Source organism: Micromonospora sp. CNZ285 (assembly GCF_004637285.1).
In genome coordinates, this window is sequence record NZ_SPQD01000001.1 from 4,039,501 (window position 1) to 4,055,015 (window position 15,515).

General features: G+C 71.2%; 17 protein-coding genes and 1 pseudogene. 12 read left to right on the forward strand and 6 right to left on the reverse strand.

The window, feature by feature from the left end; translation table 11 throughout:
• The first annotated feature begins 3 nt into the window (after positions 1 to 3).
• Positions 4 to 333, forward strand: a complete 330-nt coding sequence (locus tag CLT75_RS18315) for a DUF3817 domain-containing protein (RefSeq protein ID WP_013288149.1) — start codon at positions 4 to 6, stop codon at positions 331 to 333.
• Between the two features lie 7 nt (positions 334 to 340).
• Here the strand turns inward: CLT75_RS18315 and CLT75_RS18320 are convergent, their stop codons facing one another.
• On the reverse strand, positions 341 to 859 hold the full coding sequence (locus CLT75_RS18320) for a DUF6232 family protein (protein WP_135241717.1): 519 nt from the start codon (positions 857 to 859) through the stop codon (positions 341 to 343).
• Between the two features lie 414 nt (positions 860 to 1,273).
• Here CLT75_RS18320 and CLT75_RS18325 point away from each other — a divergent pair, with 414 nt between their 5' ends.
• Positions 1,274 to 2,239, forward strand: a complete 966-nt coding sequence (locus tag CLT75_RS18325; protein ID WP_135241718.1) for a C40 family peptidase — start codon at positions 1,274 to 1,276, stop codon at positions 2,237 to 2,239.
• 72 nt (positions 2,240 to 2,311) lie between these two features.
• On the opposite strand, the gene CLT75_RS18330 is transcribed toward CLT75_RS18325, so the two are convergent.
• The 3 genes from CLT75_RS18330 to CLT75_RS18340 form a co-directional block, all read right to left on the reverse strand.
• A complete protein-coding gene (locus tag CLT75_RS18330; protein ID WP_209310469.1) occupies positions 2,312 to 3,301 on the reverse strand; it encodes a sigma-70 family RNA polymerase sigma factor in 990 nt (329 codons plus the stop codon).
• A 506-nt stretch (positions 3,302 to 3,807) separates the two neighbouring features.
• Entirely contained in the window at positions 3,808 to 4,755 is a 948-nt protein-coding gene (gene murQ, locus CLT75_RS18335) for an N-acetylmuramic acid 6-phosphate etherase (RefSeq protein WP_135241720.1), read from the reverse strand.
• The gene (locus CLT75_RS18340; RefSeq protein ID WP_135241721.1) at positions 4,752 to 5,666 is read right to left on the reverse strand and encodes a MurR/RpiR family transcriptional regulator; all 915 of its coding nucleotides are present in this window, start codon (positions 5,664 to 5,666) and stop codon (positions 4,752 to 4,754) included. Before CLT75_RS18340 ends, murQ begins: the two co-directional genes overlap by 4 nt.
• A 267-nt stretch (positions 5,667 to 5,933) precedes the next feature.
• Between CLT75_RS18340 and CLT75_RS18345 the strand changes: the two genes are divergently transcribed.
• Positions 5,934 to 6,611, forward strand: a complete 678-nt coding sequence (locus tag CLT75_RS18345) for an SDR family NAD(P)-dependent oxidoreductase (RefSeq protein WP_135241722.1) — start codon at positions 5,934 to 5,936, stop codon at positions 6,609 to 6,611.
• On the opposite strand, the gene CLT75_RS18350 is transcribed toward CLT75_RS18345, so the two are convergent.
• The gene (locus tag CLT75_RS18350) at positions 6,596 to 7,327 is read right to left on the reverse strand and encodes a dTMP kinase (RefSeq protein ID WP_135241723.1); all 732 of its coding nucleotides are present in this window, start codon (positions 7,325 to 7,327) and stop codon (positions 6,596 to 6,598) included. The genes CLT75_RS18345 and CLT75_RS18350 overlap by 16 nt on opposite strands.
• Before the next feature lie 149 nt (positions 7,328 to 7,476).
• Between CLT75_RS18350 and CLT75_RS18355 the strand changes: the two genes are divergently transcribed.
• The 5 genes and pseudogenes from CLT75_RS18355 to CLT75_RS18370 all read left to right on the forward strand — a co-directional run bounded on the left by CLT75_RS18355 (position 7,477) and on the right by CLT75_RS18370 (position 9,900).
• Positions 7,477 to 8,058: a nucleotidyltransferase gene (locus CLT75_RS18355; RefSeq protein ID WP_043328811.1), complete on the forward strand. Its 582-nt coding sequence runs from the start codon at positions 7,477 to 7,479 to the stop codon at positions 8,056 to 8,058.
• A gap of 56 nt (positions 8,059 to 8,114) precedes the next feature.
• Entirely contained in the window at positions 8,115 to 8,324 is a 210-nt protein-coding gene (locus CLT75_RS18360) for a hypothetical protein (RefSeq protein ID WP_225319459.1), read from the forward strand.
• Between the two features lie 10 nt (positions 8,325 to 8,334).
• Positions 8,335 to 9,115 (forward strand): annotated as a pseudogene (locus CLT75_RS18365) (metallophosphoesterase family protein).
• Positions 9,106 to 9,252 (forward strand): GPGG-motif small membrane protein, encoded by a 147-nt coding sequence (locus tag CLT75_RS32685; protein WP_013288160.1) that lies wholly within the window; start codon positions 9,106 to 9,108, stop codon positions 9,250 to 9,252. The pseudogene CLT75_RS18365 and the gene CLT75_RS32685 overlap by 10 nt, the downstream one beginning before the upstream one ends.
• A 150-nt stretch (positions 9,253 to 9,402) precedes the next feature.
• A complete protein-coding gene (locus CLT75_RS18370; protein ID WP_135241725.1) occupies positions 9,403 to 9,900 on the forward strand; it encodes a TspO/MBR family protein in 498 nt (165 codons plus the stop codon).
• Between the two features lie 42 nt (positions 9,901 to 9,942).
• On the opposite strand, the gene CLT75_RS18375 is transcribed toward CLT75_RS18370, so the two are convergent.
• The gene (locus CLT75_RS18375; RefSeq protein ID WP_120573485.1) at positions 9,943 to 10,719 is read right to left on the reverse strand and encodes a M23 family metallopeptidase; all 777 of its coding nucleotides are present in this window, start codon (positions 10,717 to 10,719) and stop codon (positions 9,943 to 9,945) included.
• 237 nt (positions 10,720 to 10,956) lie between these two features.
• Between CLT75_RS18375 and CLT75_RS18380 the strand changes: the two genes are divergently transcribed.
• From CLT75_RS18380 to CLT75_RS18395, 4 genes are all read left to right on the forward strand, one after another.
• The gene (locus tag CLT75_RS18380) at positions 10,957 to 12,297 is read left to right on the forward strand and encodes an ABC transporter substrate-binding protein (protein WP_135241726.1); all 1,341 of its coding nucleotides are present in this window, start codon (positions 10,957 to 10,959) and stop codon (positions 12,295 to 12,297) included.
• A gap of 71 nt (positions 12,298 to 12,368) precedes the next feature.
• Positions 12,369 to 13,415 (forward strand): carbohydrate ABC transporter permease, encoded by a 1,047-nt coding sequence (locus tag CLT75_RS18385; RefSeq protein WP_135241727.1) that lies wholly within the window; start codon positions 12,369 to 12,371, stop codon positions 13,413 to 13,415.
• 1 nt (position 13,416) lies between these two features.
• On the forward strand, positions 13,417 to 14,376 hold the full coding sequence (locus tag CLT75_RS18390) for a carbohydrate ABC transporter permease (RefSeq protein ID WP_135241728.1): 960 nt from the start codon (positions 13,417 to 13,419) through the stop codon (positions 14,374 to 14,376).
• Between the two features lie 61 nt (positions 14,377 to 14,437).
• Complete coding sequence (locus CLT75_RS18395; RefSeq protein ID WP_135241729.1) at positions 14,438 to 15,508, forward strand: LacI family DNA-binding transcriptional regulator; 1,071 nt, start codon at positions 14,438 to 14,440, stop codon at positions 15,506 to 15,508.
• The last annotated feature ends 7 nt before the right edge of the window (positions 15,509 to 15,515 follow it).

Consider the following 15,515-nt stretch of genomic DNA (forward strand, 5'->3'; position numbering starts at 1 on the left):
ACGGTGGGCGGAGCCTTTACCCGGTACCGCGTGATCGCCTGGATCGTGGGCGTGGCGCTCGTGGTGCTGGTCCTGATCGGCATGCCGCTGAAGTACGGCTTCGACAACCCGAGCGTGGTGGCCGTGGTCGGCGTGGCACACGGCTGGCTGTACATGCTCTATCTGGCGCTCACGTTCGACCTGTCGCGCCGGGCGAACTGGCCGCTGAAGCGGATGCTGCTGGTGATGCTCGCCGGCACCGTGCCGTTCGTCTCCTTCTACGCCGAGCGGCGGGTGAGCCACTGGGTGGCCGCCGAGGCCCGGCCGCGGACGCCGGAGCCGGTCGCGGGCTGACCGCCGGTCACCGGGCCGGCCGCCACGGCTCGGCCGCCGGCGGGTCGGCCCAGCCGCCCAGCCGCGCCGCCTCCCGGGCCCGCCCCAGCGCGCGGGCGACCTGGCCGAACTGCCGCTCGTCGTCGCTGCTGAACAGCAGCACCTCGGTGCCCCGGACCCGGCCCCACAGCTCGTGCGCCGGGGGCCGCACGCGGTCGCCGATCAGCACCAGCAGCATCGGCACCAGCCCGACGGCGCCGAGCAGGAGGTACGCCCCGGCGGTGAGCCGGTGCAGGCCGCCGGTGAAGCCGAGCAGCAGGCCGACCGCGGCGATCATCGCGGCGGACACGGCGACGGCCCGGATCGCGAGCCGGTCGTGCGGCCCGCGGTCGATGCGGAGCTGGGTGATCTCGGCCACCGGCCAGGTGTTGCGGCCGACGGTGAAGCGCTCGGCGGTGACGACGATGCCGGGCTGGGCGTAGAGCAGCCTGGGTCCGGCCGGTCGCGGCGAGCGGGGCGGCTGGGTGGCGGAGCGGTCGGTCTGCACGGCGGCCTCCCGGGAGCAGGGATCCCGTGGTGGGATTTCCCGTCCGGGCTTCATTGTGTTTGCCTCGCGCCACCTGACCTCGGGGTTTCGGCTGTCGCGGGGGTCACCGGCCCGGCCGCGCCGCCGGAAACAGAGAATGATTTCCGTCTTTGTCATGACTTTACCTAGCGTGGCCTGGCGACATCCGCCCAGAACGACGAATCGGGCGAGTCGCCTCATCCACCCACCGGCTCCCCCTCATCACTTTCCGCCACTTTGCCAACTTTCGCCCCTGCTTGAACTCCCGGCTACTGCGATCACGGGTTAGGTTGTCCAGGTCGGCCCGGTCGACAGCCGTCCACCCGGACGGCCCCGGGCCGGTGTCGCCGGGCCGCGAACGCGCCCGGCGACCGGTGGGAGAGGAGCTTTCCGCTCTTGTCGTCCTTACGGATGCTGCTCCGCTCGCTGGCGGTGGCCGGCCTCTCGGCCGCGTTGCTCGCCCCGGCGCAGGTGGCCCGGGCCGAGCCGACCCCCGCCGAGCTGACGAAGCAGATCGAGAAGTCCTCGACTGAGCTGGAGCGAATCGTCGAGTCCTACAACAAGCTCAACGAGGACATCAAGACCAACAAGGCCACCGCGGCCAAGTTGGAGGCCCAGATCGGGCCGCTGCAGGAACAGGCCGAACGCAGCCGCGCCGACGTGGGCGTGCTGGCCGCGACGGCGTACAAGACCGGTGGCATGCGCACCGCGGCGGCCCTGCTGGACCCGGGCAGCCAGGCCACCCTGCCGGAGCGGCTGGGCACGCTCGACCAGCTCACCCGCCAGCGGCAGCGCACCATCAACAGCTTCACCGCCGACCAGAAGCGGCTGATCGACCAGAAGACCGCGCTGGACGTCACGCTCGCCCGGGAGGCGGCGCAGGCCAAGCAGCTCAAGTCCGCGAAGACGCGGATCGAGGCGGACCTGTCCGACCTCTACGAGATGCGGCGCAAGGCGTACGGGCGGGCCACCGAGGCGCCCGGCAACCCCAGTTCGGCGGGCACTCCCCCGGCCGTCTCCGGCAAGGCCGGTGTGGCGGTGCGGTACGCCTACGGCGCGGTCGGCAAGCCCTACGGCTACGGCAACGACGGCCCCGGCAGCTACGACTGCTCCGGCCTGACGCTCGCCGCCTGGCGGGCGGCCGGGAAGTCACTGCCGCACAGCGCGGCGCAACAGTGGGGCGCCACCACCCGGATCAGCCGCAGCCAGCTGCAACCCGGTGACCTGGTGTTCTACTCCGGGCTCGGGCACGTGGCGCTCTACGTCGGCAACGGCCAGATCATCGACGCGCCGAGCGCCGGACGCAACGTCAGCAAGCGCGGCATGAACATCATGTCGATCGCCGGCTACGGCCGGGTCTGAGCACTGCGAAAACGGCGAACGGCCGGCGTCCCCCTGTCGGACGCCGGCCGTTCGCCGTTCATTGTTACCAGGTCAGGCCGCCTGGAGCCCCTCCGCGCGAGCCAGCTCACGCAGCCGGCCCAGGGCCTGGATTTCCAGCTGGCGGATGCGCTCGCGGGACAGCGAGAACCGCGACGCGACCTCGGTCAGCGAGTGCTCGCGCCCGTCCTCCAGGCCGTACCGGGCCCGCATGATGCCTGCGGAACGGTCGTCGAGGTGGTTGAGCAGGCCCTCGATCCGCTGCCGCTCCAGGCCGGTGAGCACGATCTCCTCCGGCGACGGCGCGTCGCTGTCGGCGACCAGGTCACCGAGGTTGGTGTCGCCGTCGTCGCCCACCGGGGTGTCCAGCGAGACGGTGTCCTGCGACCAGCGGACCAGCTCGTTGACCCGCTCGACGGTCACGCCGAGCGCGGTCGCGATCTGCTCCGGCTCCGGGTCGCCGCCCAGCTCACGGGTGAGCTGCCGGGCCACGTTGCGCATCCGGTTGACGTCCTCGACCAGGTGCACGGGCAGCCGTACGGTCCGCTCCTGCTGGGCGATCGCCCGGCTGATGGCCTGACGGATCCACCAGGTCGCGTAGGTGGAGAACTTGAATCCACGCTCGTAGTCGAACTTCTCGACCGCCCGGACCAGGCCGGTGTTGCCCTCCTGGATCAGGTCCAGCATGGGCATCCCGGAGCGCACGTAGCGCCGGGCGATCGACACGACCAGTCGCAGGTTCGCGCGGATGAACAGGTCCTTCGCGCGCTCACCCTCGACGACCAGCCGCTCCAGGTCCTCCCGGTCGGCGCCCTCGGGGATCCGGTCCTCGTCGAGCAGGTGCTCGGCGTAGAGGCCGGCCTCGATCGCCTTGGAGAGGTCGACCTCCCGGGCGGCGTCGAGCAGCGGCGTCCGGGAGATCTCGTGCAGGTAGACGCCGACCAGGTCCCGCTCCTCGGCGACCTCGTCGGTACGCATGCCGATGTTCTTGTCCACGATTGCCACGGTCCCCTCGCTCGCGCCGGTTGCCCGGTTCCTTGCCATCCCCACGTTCATCAGCCCTCCCCGTAACCTCCGCTGTGCCCGTAGGTGCTGACACCTACACAACAGATGTGACGCGTCGGGGATTCCATGTCGTGAGTCGAAACTGTCACGAATGCCTGAGTAGTAGCTGAGAGCCCGGTCCATGTTTCCTGTTACCGGCCCGGTTCGGGCGGCTCGCGGGCGCCGTTTCCGGCACACACCGGAGCTGCGAAATCGCCGGTCGCCCATGGAATGGCACCATTGCCTGTTCCATGAACACAGCGAGCCGCGTCACCGAGTCGTTGCGATCCTGGTCACTGCGAGATACGCGCCTGCGGACCGGTCGGTTCAGCCATGCTCAAGGATTACCCTCCGCCTCGTTGAACAATCCGGGCGGGAGGAGTCGTCCCCCTCCCGCACGTGATACGCGTCGCACCCGCCGGACGGATGCGCCGGGCGGGTGGATCGGGCGGACGGGGCGGGACGGACCGGGACAGGCCGGGCTCGCGGCGAGGGGCCGGAGACGGTCAGGAGGCGAGCAGGGCGAGCGCGCCGCGTACCTGGTGGGCGGAGCGGGCCAGCGCGGCCCGGGCGGCGGGCACCTCGGCGCCGGACACCAGCGCGACGAGCGCGGTCTTGAGGTCGCCGTCGGCCTCCCGCAGGGCGACCCGGCACACCTCCTCGGCGCAACCGGTGGCCTCCACGAGAATCGAGATCATGCGGCCGCGCAGTTTGGCGTTCGTCGCCACCATATCGATCATGAGATTCGAGTAGACCCGGCCCAGACGCACCATCACGGCCGTGGAGAACGTGTTGAGCACCAGCTTCTGCGCCGTGCCGGCCTTCATCCGGGTCGACCCGGTGACCACCTCCGGTCCGGTGTCCACACCGATGAAGACGTCCACCGACGCGGCGGCCTCGGCCTCCGGATTCGCGCAGAGCAGCACCGTACCGGCCCCCTGCGCCCGGGACGCGGCGAGCGCCCCGAGGACGTACGGGGTGCGCCCGCTGGCCGCGAGGCCCACCACGAGGTCGCCGGGGCGTACGCACTCGGCCGCGTCGGCGGCGCCACCGCGCTCGTCGTCCTCGGCGTCCTCGACGGCGCGCCACATCGCCTCCGGGCCGCCCGCGAGGTGCGAGCAGAACCAGTGCCGCGGCGAGTTGAACGTGGGCGCCAGCTCGGCGGCGTCGAGCACGCCGAGGCGACCGGAGGTGCCGGCGCCGAAGTAGTGCACGCGGTGCCCGTCGCGTAGCGCGGCCACGGCCAGGTCGACCGTCTCGGCGATCTCGTCCAGCACCGCGGCGACGGCGGCCGGTACGCGCCGGTCCGCCTCGTTGATGACGGTGAGCACGTCCCGGGTGGACATCAGATCGAGGTCGACGCTGTGCGGGTTGCGCCGCTCGGTCGGCGCGCCGACGCGCACCACCGGTCGTACCGCCGCCACGCCGTCGCGCTCCACCCGACCCGCCGTCATCCCCGCCTCCGCCCGGGGCCGACCCGGTGCGACTGGACCGCCTCGGCGGTGGCCTCCAGGGCCTTCTTGGTCCGGGCCCGGCTGCGGGCGGCCACCCCGACGAAGAGGCAGTCGACCACTGTGAGCTGGGCCAGCCGGCTGGCCGTCGCGCCGGAGCGGTACGTCGTCTCCCGGGCGGCGGTGGTGAGCACGTGGTCCGCGACCTCGGTGATCGGCGAGCGGGGGAAGTTGGTCAGCGCCACGGTGGTGGCACCGCGCGCACGCGCCTGCTCCAGCACCTCGATCACGTCGGAGGTGGTGCCGGTGTGCGAGATGCCGACGGCGACGTCGCCGCGGCCCAGCAGGGCGGCGGAGGTGAGCGCGGTGTGCACGTCCGGGAAGTAGAACGCGATGCGGCCGATGCGGTGCAGCTTCTGCTGGAAGTCGGAGGCGACGAAGCCGCTGGCGCCCGCGCCGTAGACGTCGATCCGGCCGGCCGCGCCGATCGCCTCGACCACCTGCTCGCAGACCGCCGGGTCGAGCTGCTCGGCGGTCTCCTCCACGGCCCGGGCGTCGTTGAACGCTATCGTGGCGATGATCTGGGCGAGGTCCGCGCCCGGCGGGATGTCGCCGCCGACCACGCGGGCGTCCGGCGGCTCGACCCGGCGGGCGGCCTCGGCGGCGAGCCGGATCCGCAACTGGGGGTAGCCGTCCATGCCGACCGAGCGGCAGAAGCGGATCACTGTCGCCTCGGACGTCTCGGCGGCGGTGGCGAGGTCGGTGATCGTACGCCGGGCCGCGTCCGCCGGATCGGCGACGACCAGCCGGGCCACCCGCTGTTCGGCCGGGGACAGCGAGGGCAGCAGGCCGCTGATGTGGACGATCAGTCCACCGGTCTCGTGACTCGCAGAAATCTTCGGACTCTTCGCCACGGATGAAACTTACTTTCACGAGGCGTGAGCGTCAACCATGACACCGCGTATCGGGAAATTTACTGTCTTCCGTGCCCGCCCCGGGCCAAGGATCCCATTGTCGCAGCCCCACCGCCTCAGCCGCTCCGGTCGAGTCACTCCTGCCGCCCGACGTGCCGGTCCGCCGTCGCGCGGCACGGCCTGCCTGGTCGGCCTCGGCCGGGCGGACCGGACGGCCCGTGCGGGTCACCGGTCGGTCGGCGCGGCCGTTGGCTAGCGTGTGTGTCCATGACGGAACGCACGGTGCTGGTGACCGGAGGCACGGGCGGGCTCGGCGGCGCGGTCACCGCCGCCTTCCTCGACGCCGGCTGGCGGGTGGTCGTACCCCAGCGGGAGCCCGGGACGGACGACGGCCCGGTCCGGGTCGTGGCCGACCTGCTGACCCCCGAGGGGGCCGATCGGGCGGTCGAGACGGCGACCGCCGACCCGGCCGCGCCGCTGCGCGCGGTGGTCAACCTCGTCGGCGGGTACGCCGCCGGCGGCCTGGTGCACGAGACCCCGGTCGAGGACTTCGAACGGATGCTGCGGCTCAACCTGCGCCCGACGTACCTGGTCACCCACGCGGCGCTGCCGCACCTCATGGCGTCCGGCGACGGCGCGGTGGTCTGCGTCTCGGCCCGCGCGGCGCTCTCGCCGTTCCCCGGCGCCTCCGGCTACGTCACCGCCAAGGCGGCGGTGCGGGCGTTCGCCGAGACGGTGGCGGTCGAGTACCGGCAGCGCGGCGTGCGGTGCAACACGGTACTGCCGAGCGTCATCGACACCCCGGCCAACCGCGCCGCCCAGCCCGGCGCCGACCACGGGCGCTGGGTGCCGCCGGCCGAGATCGCCGCGGTGATCCGCTTCCTGGCCTCCCCCGAGTCCGCGCCCACCAGCGGCGCGAGCATCCCGGTCTACGGGCGGGCCTGAACCGGCACCGGCCCGTCCCGCCCGGCGCCACCGGCCGGGCGTCTCGGGCCGGCCGGAGCCGGACCGGGACCGGCGGACGGGTCGTCGGGCAGCCACTCGCTCAGGTGCGCCCGGATCCGGCGGGCCACCTCCTCCGGCGGGCCGTTGCCGTCCACCACCACGAAGCCGCCGTACTCCGGCAGCTCGCGGTAGGCGGCGTCCGCGGCGGTCAGCCACGCCATCGTCTCGTGGTCGGTGCCGCGCTGTTCGATCCGCCGGTACGCCTCGGCGGGGTCGACGGTGAGCAGGAACGTCACCCGAGGCGCCGGGAAGATCCGGTACCCGGCCCGGGCCAGCCGCTCCCACCGCTGCCCGCCGTGCGCCCGGATGCTGGCGTACTGACAGGCCGACCACCTGTCCATCACCGCCGTCCGGCCGGTCACCAGGCAGCTGAGCAGCGCGAGCGCGATGGCCAGCCAGCGCAGCACCGACTCGACCACGAGCAGGCCGTCGCGCCCGACGAGCCGCTGCGCGTCCGGACGGCCGAGCCGCTGCGCGATGCGGCCGAGCCAGCGGCGGCCACCGGCGTTGCGGTGGTACGTGGCGGGACGGCCGGCGGCGGTGAGCGCCTGGGCGAGCCGGTGGGCCTGAGTGGTCTTACCTGAGCCGTCGATGCCGATCAGGGCGACGGCGCGCAGTCGGGCCCCGCCCCGGCGCGTCCGCAGTGAGCTGGCCACCCTCCCGAGGTTATCCGACCGATGCTCACACCGGCCCGTATGTCGCTTTCCTGCCCTGGCGGGCCGATCGCGCCGCAACAGGTGTGACCGGAGCGTCCGCCGGGTACGCATCGTGGTCCCACCGCCCAATGACGACGAGGGAGCCGCAGATGGCCGAGCGCGGGGACGAGACCCTGGTGCACACGCTGAAGAAGGTCGCCGCCGTGCTCAAACAGTCCGAGATCCCGTTCGCGCTCGGTGGCAGCTTCGCGGTGTACGCGCACGGCGGCCACTCCAGCGACCACGACGTGGACTTCCTGCTCCGCGAGGCGGACGTGGACCGCGCGCTGGAGGCGCTGGTCGAGGCCGGCTTCACCGCCGAGCGCCCGCCGGAGGACTGGCTGGTCAAGGTCTACGACGAGGACCGGATGGTGGACCTGATCCACCGGCCGGTGGAGACCCCGGTCACCGAGGAGACGTTCGCCGACACGATCGTGCGCCCGGTCGACGCGATCCACATGCCGGTGCTGTCGGCCAGCCAGCTCATGGTGCACAAACTGCTCAGCTTCTCCCAGCACTACTGCGACTTCGCCCGCGCCCTGCCGCTGGCCCGCTCGCTGCGGGAACAGATCGACTGGGAACGGGTACGGAAGGAGACGCAGCACTCGCCGTACGCGGAGGCGTTCCTGGTGCTGCTCGACCGGCTGGACGTGCTGCCCGGCGGCGCGCCCGGAGGAAGGGAGACCCTGTGACCGGACTGTCCGGCGACGTTCCCCCCGACGAGTACGTCGAGGCGGAGATCCAGAGCATGCTGGCCGAGGACCCGACGGTGGCCGAGCAGGGCATCACCGTGGTGCGGCGGGAGAACGGGCTGGTGCTCTACGGCGAGGTGGAGAGCCCGCACCGGCGGGAGGAGATCCTGCGGCGGGTGGCCGAGCGCTTCCCGGACACCCACGTGACGAGCGACATCGGGGTGATCCGCACGCAGGCGCCCACCCAGGTCGAGGAGTTGCCGTGAGGGAGGTTCGATGGTGATCCGGATCGCCGCCGTGGGCGACGTGCATCTGGACCAGGACGTGGTGGGCCGGTTCCGCCCGGCCCTGGAGGAGTTGCCCGGCTGCGCCGACGTGCTGCTGCTCGCCGGTGACCTGACCCGGCACGGCACCGAGGCCGAAGCGCGGTGCGTGGCCCAGGAGTTCGGCGACCTCGGCGTACCGGTGATCACCGTGCTCGGCAACCACGACCACCAGTGCGACGAGGTGCCGCAGGTGGTAAAGGTGCTGGAGGACGCCGGGATCACGGTGCTGGAGGGCACCGGCACGGTGGTGGAGACCCCCGGCGGACGGCTCGGGGTGGCAGGCGTGAAGGGGTTCGGCGGCGGGTTCGCCGGGCGGTGCGCCAGCGACTTCGGCGAGCCGGAGATGAAGGCGTTCGTGCGGACCACCCGGGAGAGCGCCGACGCGCTCACCGGCGCGCTGCTCTCGCTGGAGTGCGACGCGCTCGTCGCGCTCACCCACTACTCCCCCGTACCGGACACGCTCGCCGGCGAGCCGCTGGAGATCTACCCGTTCCTCGGCTGCTACCAGCTCGGCCAGGCGATCGACTCCGCCCCCACCGCGCTGGCGCTGCACGGGCACGCCCACCACGGCACCGAGCGCGGCACCACACCGGGCGGGGTACGGGTCCGCAACGTGGCCCACCCGGTGATCAAACAGGCGTACAGCGTCTTCCATCTGGGCGGTGATCAGATCGACTGAGCGGGAGGTTTCCGGTAACGGGCACCCGGGTATTCAGCCGACATGGAGCTGATTCTCTGGATTCTCGCAGTCGTACTGGTGGTCGCCGGAATTCTCGCCCTGTTCCGCCGACAGATCCTCTGGGGCATCGTCCTCATCGTCGTCGGCCTGCTGGTCGGCCCGGGTGGCGTCAGCATCTTCAACACGTAACAGCGGTTCTCGTACCCGCCGGGGTCGCCGGGCCCGGGTGTTCCGTCCTGCCGGACCGGAACGCCCGGGCCGGGTGACCCCGGCTTTTCCGCGTCCGGTCCGGTGGCGCCCGGGCGTTTGCCGGGCCGGTCGAGCGGAAACATCTCGACCATGGAGATGTCGCAGACTGCCACCCGGCGCACCAACGGCGCCCGCACGTGGTGGGCGCTGCTCGGCTTCGGCGCCGCCACCTTCGTCGCCGCCGCGATCGGCGGGCTGGGTGTCCAGGGCACCTCCGCCGAGTACCAGAGCCTGGAGCAGCCCGCCTGGGCGCCGCCGTCGTGGCTGTTCGGCCCGGTCTGGACCGTGCTCTACGTGCTCATCGCGATCGCCGGCTGGCTGGTCTGGCGCCGGGCCGGGTTCGGCACCGCGGTCTGGGCCTGGGTCGTGCAGCTCGTGCTGAACGCGATCTGGACCCCGCTGTTCTTCGGCGCCGGGGCATACGGGCTGGCGTTCGCCGAGATCGTGCTGATGTGGCTGGCGATCGGGGTGACGGTGGCCCTGTTCCGGCGCGTCTCCCGGCCGGCAACGCTGCTGATGTTGCCGTACTGGGCCTGGGTGACGTTCGCGTCCGCGCTGAACTTCGCGGTGTGGCGCCTGAACTCCTGACCGGTACGGGCGCGGGGGCCGCGGCTCCCGCGCCCGCCGGGTTCAGCAGCGGGGTACGCCCGGGATGTAGCCGTCGTACCCGGTGTAGACGTAGGCGTCGGAGATGAACCGGCCGGAGCCGATCCGGTCCCAGATCGAGCTGGTGCCGTACGTGCCGGTGACGCTGGTGCCGCTGGTCTGGCACTGGATGGTCACCTTCGCCCCGTCGGCCACCGTGCCGACCGAGCTGTAGCCGGTGCCGGGACCGGAGCGGACCGTCAGCGGGGAGCCGGCCGTGTTGACGGTGCCCTCGCCGGTGTTCGTCCCGCCGCACCCGTTGTCACTGGTGTAGGTCTTGGTGCCCCAGTAGAGCGCCTGGACACCGTTGAACTTGATCTTCACAGAGCTGCCGTCGATGCGCTGCTCGTAGTGCAGGTGCGGGCCGGTGGAGCCGCCTGTCGTGCCGACGTACCCGATCACCCGGCCGTAGCCGACGGTCTGCCCGACGGAGACGTTGAAGGCGTTCAGGTGGGCGTAGTAGGTGGTGTGACCGCCGCCGTGGTTGATCCGGACGTACTTGCCGTAGCTGGTGTCGCCGAGGTTGGTGACCACGTCGACGGTGCCCGGCGCGCTGGCGACCACCGGGTCGCCCAGGTCGTCGGTGCGGTTGAAGTCGATCGCGTTGGCCGGGCTGTGGTTGGTCCGGGTCTGACCGGACCAGGACTGGTTGCACGGGAACGGGACCTTGAACGTCGGGGCGGCCATCGCCGGCGCGGCCGGCACGAGGGTCGCCGCCAGTACCGCGGCGCTCGCCCCGAGGGCGAGCCATCGCTTACGCATCCACTGCCTCCAATGTTGAAAGTCTTCAATGTGATGCGGACATCCTGACAGAAAGTTCCGTTCCCGGGAAGATTCGTGGGAGCGCACCCACCGCCGGCGGACAGGGTTTCGGGATTGTTACCGGGCCGTGTCCGGCCAGGGGTGGACCCGACACGATGCAAGCGCTTACATGTGAGGACGACCATCGGACCGGCGCGGGTTCGATCCCCCCACGCGCCGGCAAGGAAGGAGATCGGCATGGCGTTTGCCAGATCGCGCCAGGCTCTCGCGGTCGCCGGCGTCCTGGGGCTGGCGCTCGGCGTCGCCGCCTGCGGCACCGGCAACGACAAGAAGAGCAGCAACGCGGGCTCGGCCGAGTGCGGCGCATACGAGAAGTACGAGGGTCACGACGGCAAGAAGGTGACCATCTACTCCTCGATCCGTGACATCGAGGACGAGCGCCTCCAGCAGTCCTGGAAGCAGTTCGAGGACTGCACCGGCATCGAGATCGACCACGAGGGCTCCGGCGAGTTCGAGGCCCAGCTGCCCGTGCGGGTCGACGGCGGCAACGCCCCCGACCTCGCCTTCATCCCGCAGCCGGGTCTGCTGAAGCGGTTCGTCGACTCGGGCAAGCTCAAGCCGGTCGGCGCCGACACCAAGGCCATGGCCGAGCAGAACTACTCCGCCGACTGGCTGAAGTACAGCACCGTCAACGGCCAGCTCTACGGCGCCCCGCTCGGCTCGAACGTGAAGTCCTTCGTGTGGTACTCGCCGAAGACCTTCAAGGAGAAGGGCTGGACGGTCCCCACCACGTGGGACGACATGATCAAGCTCTCCGACCAGATCGCTGCGAGCGGCACCAAGCCGTGGTGCGCCGGCATCGAGTCCGGTGACGCCACCGGCTGGCCGGCCACCGACTGGATCGAGGACGTGCTGCTGCGTACCGGCGGCCCGGACGTCTACGACAAGTGGACCACCCACGAGATCCCGTTCAACGACCCGCAGGTTGCCGACGCGCTCAACCGGGCCGGCACCATCCTGAAGAACGAGAAGTACGTCAACGGCGGCTTCGGCGGCGTGAAGAGCATCGCCACCACCTCGTTCCAGGAGGGCGGCACGCCCATCACCACCGGCAAGTGCGCGCTGCACCGCCAGGCGTCCTTCTACGCCAACCAGTGGCCCGAGGGCACCAAGGTGGCCGAGGACGGCGACGTCTTCGCGTTCTACTTCCCGGCCATCGACCCGTCGAAGGGCAAGCCGGTCCTGGGCGGCGGCGAGTTCGTCGCGGCCTTCGCCGACCGTCCCGAGGTCCAGGCGGTGCAGACCTACCTGGCCTCCGGCGAGTACGCCAACAGCCGCGCCAAGATCGGTGACTGGGTCTCCGCGAACAAGAAGCTGGACCTGAACAACGTCCCGAACCCGGTGGACAAGCTCTCCGTGGGCATCCTCCAGGACGAGAAGACGGTCTTCCGCTTCGACGGCTCGGACCTGATGCCGGCCGCGGTCGGCGCCGGCACCTTCTGGAAGGGCATGGTGGCCTGGATCAACGGCAAGGACACCACCGCCGTCCTGAACGACATCGAGGGCAGCTGGAAGTGATCTAGCAGGTGGCCCGGTCCGGTTCCCCGGACCGGGCCACCTCTGCTAGCCGAACCCTTGAGGGAGGGTCGATGGAGTTCGACTTCGCGGCGGAGCAGCCGAAGTTCCTCATGCTGATGTACGGGCTGATCGCTTTCGTCGCGGTGGTGGGCGGGCTGCTCCTGCTCCTCGACGTGGTGCCGTCGTACTTCGCCCGGCGCCGGGAGGCGCAGCTCGTCGCGGCCTCGGCCAGCGGCGCGCCGCTGCCCCGCCGGCGCAGGCAGGGCGAGGGCGCGTTCGCGTTCTTCTTCCTGTTGCCGACGCTGCTGCTGCTCGCCGTCGGGCTGGTGGTCCCCGCCGTCCGCACCACGCTGCTCTCCTTCATGGACTCCGGCAGCAACGACTGGGTGGGCCTGGACAACTACCGCTGGATGTTCGCCGAGGACTCGATCGTGCGGGTCCTGATCAACACGCTGATCTGGGTGCTGCTCGTGCCGCTGGTGGCCACCGCGTTCGGCCTGATCTACGCGGTCCTGGTGGACAAGGCCCGGTTCGAGGCCGTGGCCAAGTCCCTGATCTTCCTGCCGATGGCGATCTCGTTCGTCGGCGCCTCCATCATCTGGAAGTTCGTCTACGCCTACCGGGGCGAGGGCGACCAGATCGGCCTGCTCAACCAGATCGTGGTGAGCCTGGGCGGCGAACCGAAGCAGTGGCTGCTGGACTCGCCGCTCAACACGTTCCTGCTCATCGTGATCATGGTGTGGATCCAGGCCGGTTTCGCGATGGTGGTGCTCTCCGCCGCGATCAAGGCCATCCCGGCCGACATCGTGGAGGCGGCCCGGCTGGACGGCACGACCCCGTGGCAGATGTTCTGGCGGATCACCGTGCCGAGCATCCGGCCGGCGCTGATCGTCGTGGTGGTGACGATCTCCATCGCCACGCTCAAGGTCTTCGACATCGTCCGGACCGCCACCAACGGCAACTACGACACGAACGTCATCGCGACCGAGATGTACAACCAGGCGTTCCGCTACCAGGAGAACGGGCAGGGCTCGGCGCTGGCGGTGTTCCTGTTCGTCCTGGTGATCCCTATCGTGATCTACCAGATCCGCAACCTGCGCAAGCAGCGGGAGGGCTGAGATGACCACCGCAACGCCCACCGTCGGAGTCGGCGCCCAGGCCACCGAACCGACCACCCGGGGCGCCCGGGTGCGCAAGCGCCTGAACAGCCGCACCGCCACGCTCGTGTCGATCGTGATCGCGATGCTCTGGACGATCCCGACCTTCGGCCTGTTCATCTCCTCGCTCCGGCCGGAGAACGAGATCAAGACCACCGGGTGGTGGACGTTCTTCACCAACCCGCAGATCACGCTGGAGAACTACCAGGAGGTGCTGTTCAGCTCCGGCTCGTCCGGGCAGCTGGCCAGCTACTTCATCAACTCGCTGGCGATCACCATCCCCTCGGTGCTCTTCCCGCTGGCCTTCGCGTCGCTCGCCGCGTACGCGCTGGCGTGGATGAACTTCAAGGGGCGGGACTGGGTCTACATCGGGATCTTCGCGCTCCAGATCGTGCCGTTGCAGATGGCCCTGGTGCCGCTGCTGCGGTTCTTCTCCACCGGCGTCACCGTCGCCGGGGTGCAGATCCTCCCGGCGTGGGACCTGGTCGACGAGCAGAAGTTCGCCCAGGTGTGGTTCGCGCACACCTGCTTCGCGCTTCCGTTCGCCGTGTTCCTGCTGCACAACTTCATCTCGCAGCTTCCCGGCGACCTGATGGAGGCGGCCCGGGTCGACGGGGCCACCCACCCGAAGATCTTCCGCACCATCGTGCTGCCGCTGATCATGCCCGCGCTGGCGGCGTTCGGCATCTTCCAGTTCCTCTGGGTCTGGAACGACCTGCTGGTCGCGCTGATCTTCGCCGGTGGCGGCGACGAGACCGCCCCGCTGACCGTCCGGCTCGCGGAGCTGGCCGGCACCCGGGGCAACGAGTGGCAGCGGCTGACGGCCGGCGCGTTCGTGTCGATCGTCGTACCGCTGATCGTGTTCCTGTCCCTCCAGCGCTTCTTCGTGCGAGGTCTGCTCGCCGGCAGCGTCAAGGGTTGATCCGGCGCCCCGCCGCCGGCACGGCCGGCGGCGGGGTCCGGGTCACAGCGGGGAGCCCACGATGACCAGGATTGACGACGTCGCCCGTCTGGCCGGGGTCTCCACGGCCACCGTCTCCCGGGCGCTGCGGGGCCTGCCGACGGTCTCGGCCGCGACCCGCCGCCGGGTGCTCGCCGCCGCCGAACAACTCCAGTACGCGGTGTCGCCCAGCGCGAGCCGGCTGGCCGGCGGCCGGACCGGCACGGTGGCCGTGGTGGTGCCCCGGATCACCAGGTGGTTCTTCGGCACTGTGGTCGAGGCGGTCGAGGAGTTCCTCCAGGACAGCGGCTACGACCTGCTGCTCTACAACCTCGGCGGCCGGGAGCGGACCCGGCAGCGGGTGCTGCGCACGGCGAGCCTGCACAAGCGGGTGGACGCGATCATCCTGGTCGCGACCCCGCTGCGCGCGGCCGACGTGCACGCGCTGACGAAGCTGGACCTGCCGGGCGTGACGATCAGCTCCGGCAGCGAGGTGCCCGGGTGGCCCTGCGTCCGGATCGACGACGTGGCCGCCGCCCGGACCGCCACCCGCCACCTGCTCGACCTCGGCCACACCCGGATCGCGCACATCTCCGGCGACCCGGACGACGAACTGGCCTTCACCACCCACCTGGACCGGCGGCGCGGCTACCAGGAGGCGTTACGGGCCGCCGGGCTGCGGCCCGACCCGAGCCTCGACGTCGAGTCGCGGTTCACCATCGACGGCGGCACCCGCGCCACCGCCGAACTGCTGGCCCGGGGCGAGCCGCCGACAGCCATCTTCGCCGCCTGCGACGAGATGGCGATGGGCGCGATCACCGCGCTGCGCGACGCCGGGCTGCGGGTGCCGCAGGACGTGAGCGTGATGGGCATCGACGACCACGACCTGGCCGGCGTGCTCGGGCTCTCCACGATCGCCCAGCCGGCCGCCGACCAGGGGTCGCTCGCCGCCCGCATCCTGCTCGACCCGCTCGGCGTACGGGCCACCGAGCCGTATCCCGGCCTGGTGCCCGCGCCGCGCGGCGCCGACACCGGCGACGGGACACCACCCCCGGTGATCCTGCCCACTCGCCTGGTGGTGCGCGAATCGACCGCGCCGCCCCGGGCACACTGAAGAACTC

Excerpts from the sequence above, each read along its gene's own strand:
- CLT75_RS18330 (WP_209310469.1), bottom strand. The coding sequence starts at position 3,301 with ATGGCAAGGAACCGGGCAACCGGCGCGAGCGAGGGGACCGTGGCAATC.
- murQ (WP_135241720.1), bottom strand. The coding sequence starts at position 4,755 with ATGACGGCGGGTCGGGTGGAGCGCGACGGCGTGGCGGCGGTACGACCG.
- CLT75_RS18345 (WP_135241722.1), top strand. The coding sequence starts at position 5,934 with ATGACGGAACGCACGGTGCTGGTGACCGGAGGCACGGGCGGGCTCGGC.
- CLT75_RS18355 (WP_043328811.1), top strand. The coding sequence starts at position 7,477 with ATGGCCGAGCGCGGGGACGAGACCCTGGTGCACACGCTGAAGAAGGTC.
- CLT75_RS18360 (WP_225319459.1), top strand. The coding sequence starts at position 8,115 with ATGCTGGCCGAGGACCCGACGGTGGCCGAGCAGGGCATCACCGTGGTG.
- CLT75_RS32685 (WP_013288160.1), top strand. The coding sequence starts at position 9,106 with ATGGAGCTGATTCTCTGGATTCTCGCAGTCGTACTGGTGGTCGCCGGA.
- CLT75_RS18370 (WP_135241725.1), top strand. The coding sequence starts at position 9,403 with ATGGAGATGTCGCAGACTGCCACCCGGCGCACCAACGGCGCCCGCACG.
- CLT75_RS18375 (WP_120573485.1), bottom strand. The coding sequence starts at position 10,719 with ATGCGTAAGCGATGGCTCGCCCTCGGGGCGAGCGCCGCGGTACTGGCG.
- CLT75_RS18380 (WP_135241726.1), top strand. The coding sequence starts at position 10,957 with ATGGCGTTTGCCAGATCGCGCCAGGCTCTCGCGGTCGCCGGCGTCCTG.
- CLT75_RS18385 (WP_135241727.1), top strand. The coding sequence starts at position 12,369 with ATGGAGTTCGACTTCGCGGCGGAGCAGCCGAAGTTCCTCATGCTGATG.
- CLT75_RS18390 (WP_135241728.1), top strand. The coding sequence starts at position 13,417 with ATGACCACCGCAACGCCCACCGTCGGAGTCGGCGCCCAGGCCACCGAA.
- CLT75_RS18395 (WP_135241729.1), top strand. The coding sequence starts at position 14,438 with ATGACCAGGATTGACGACGTCGCCCGTCTGGCCGGGGTCTCCACGGCC.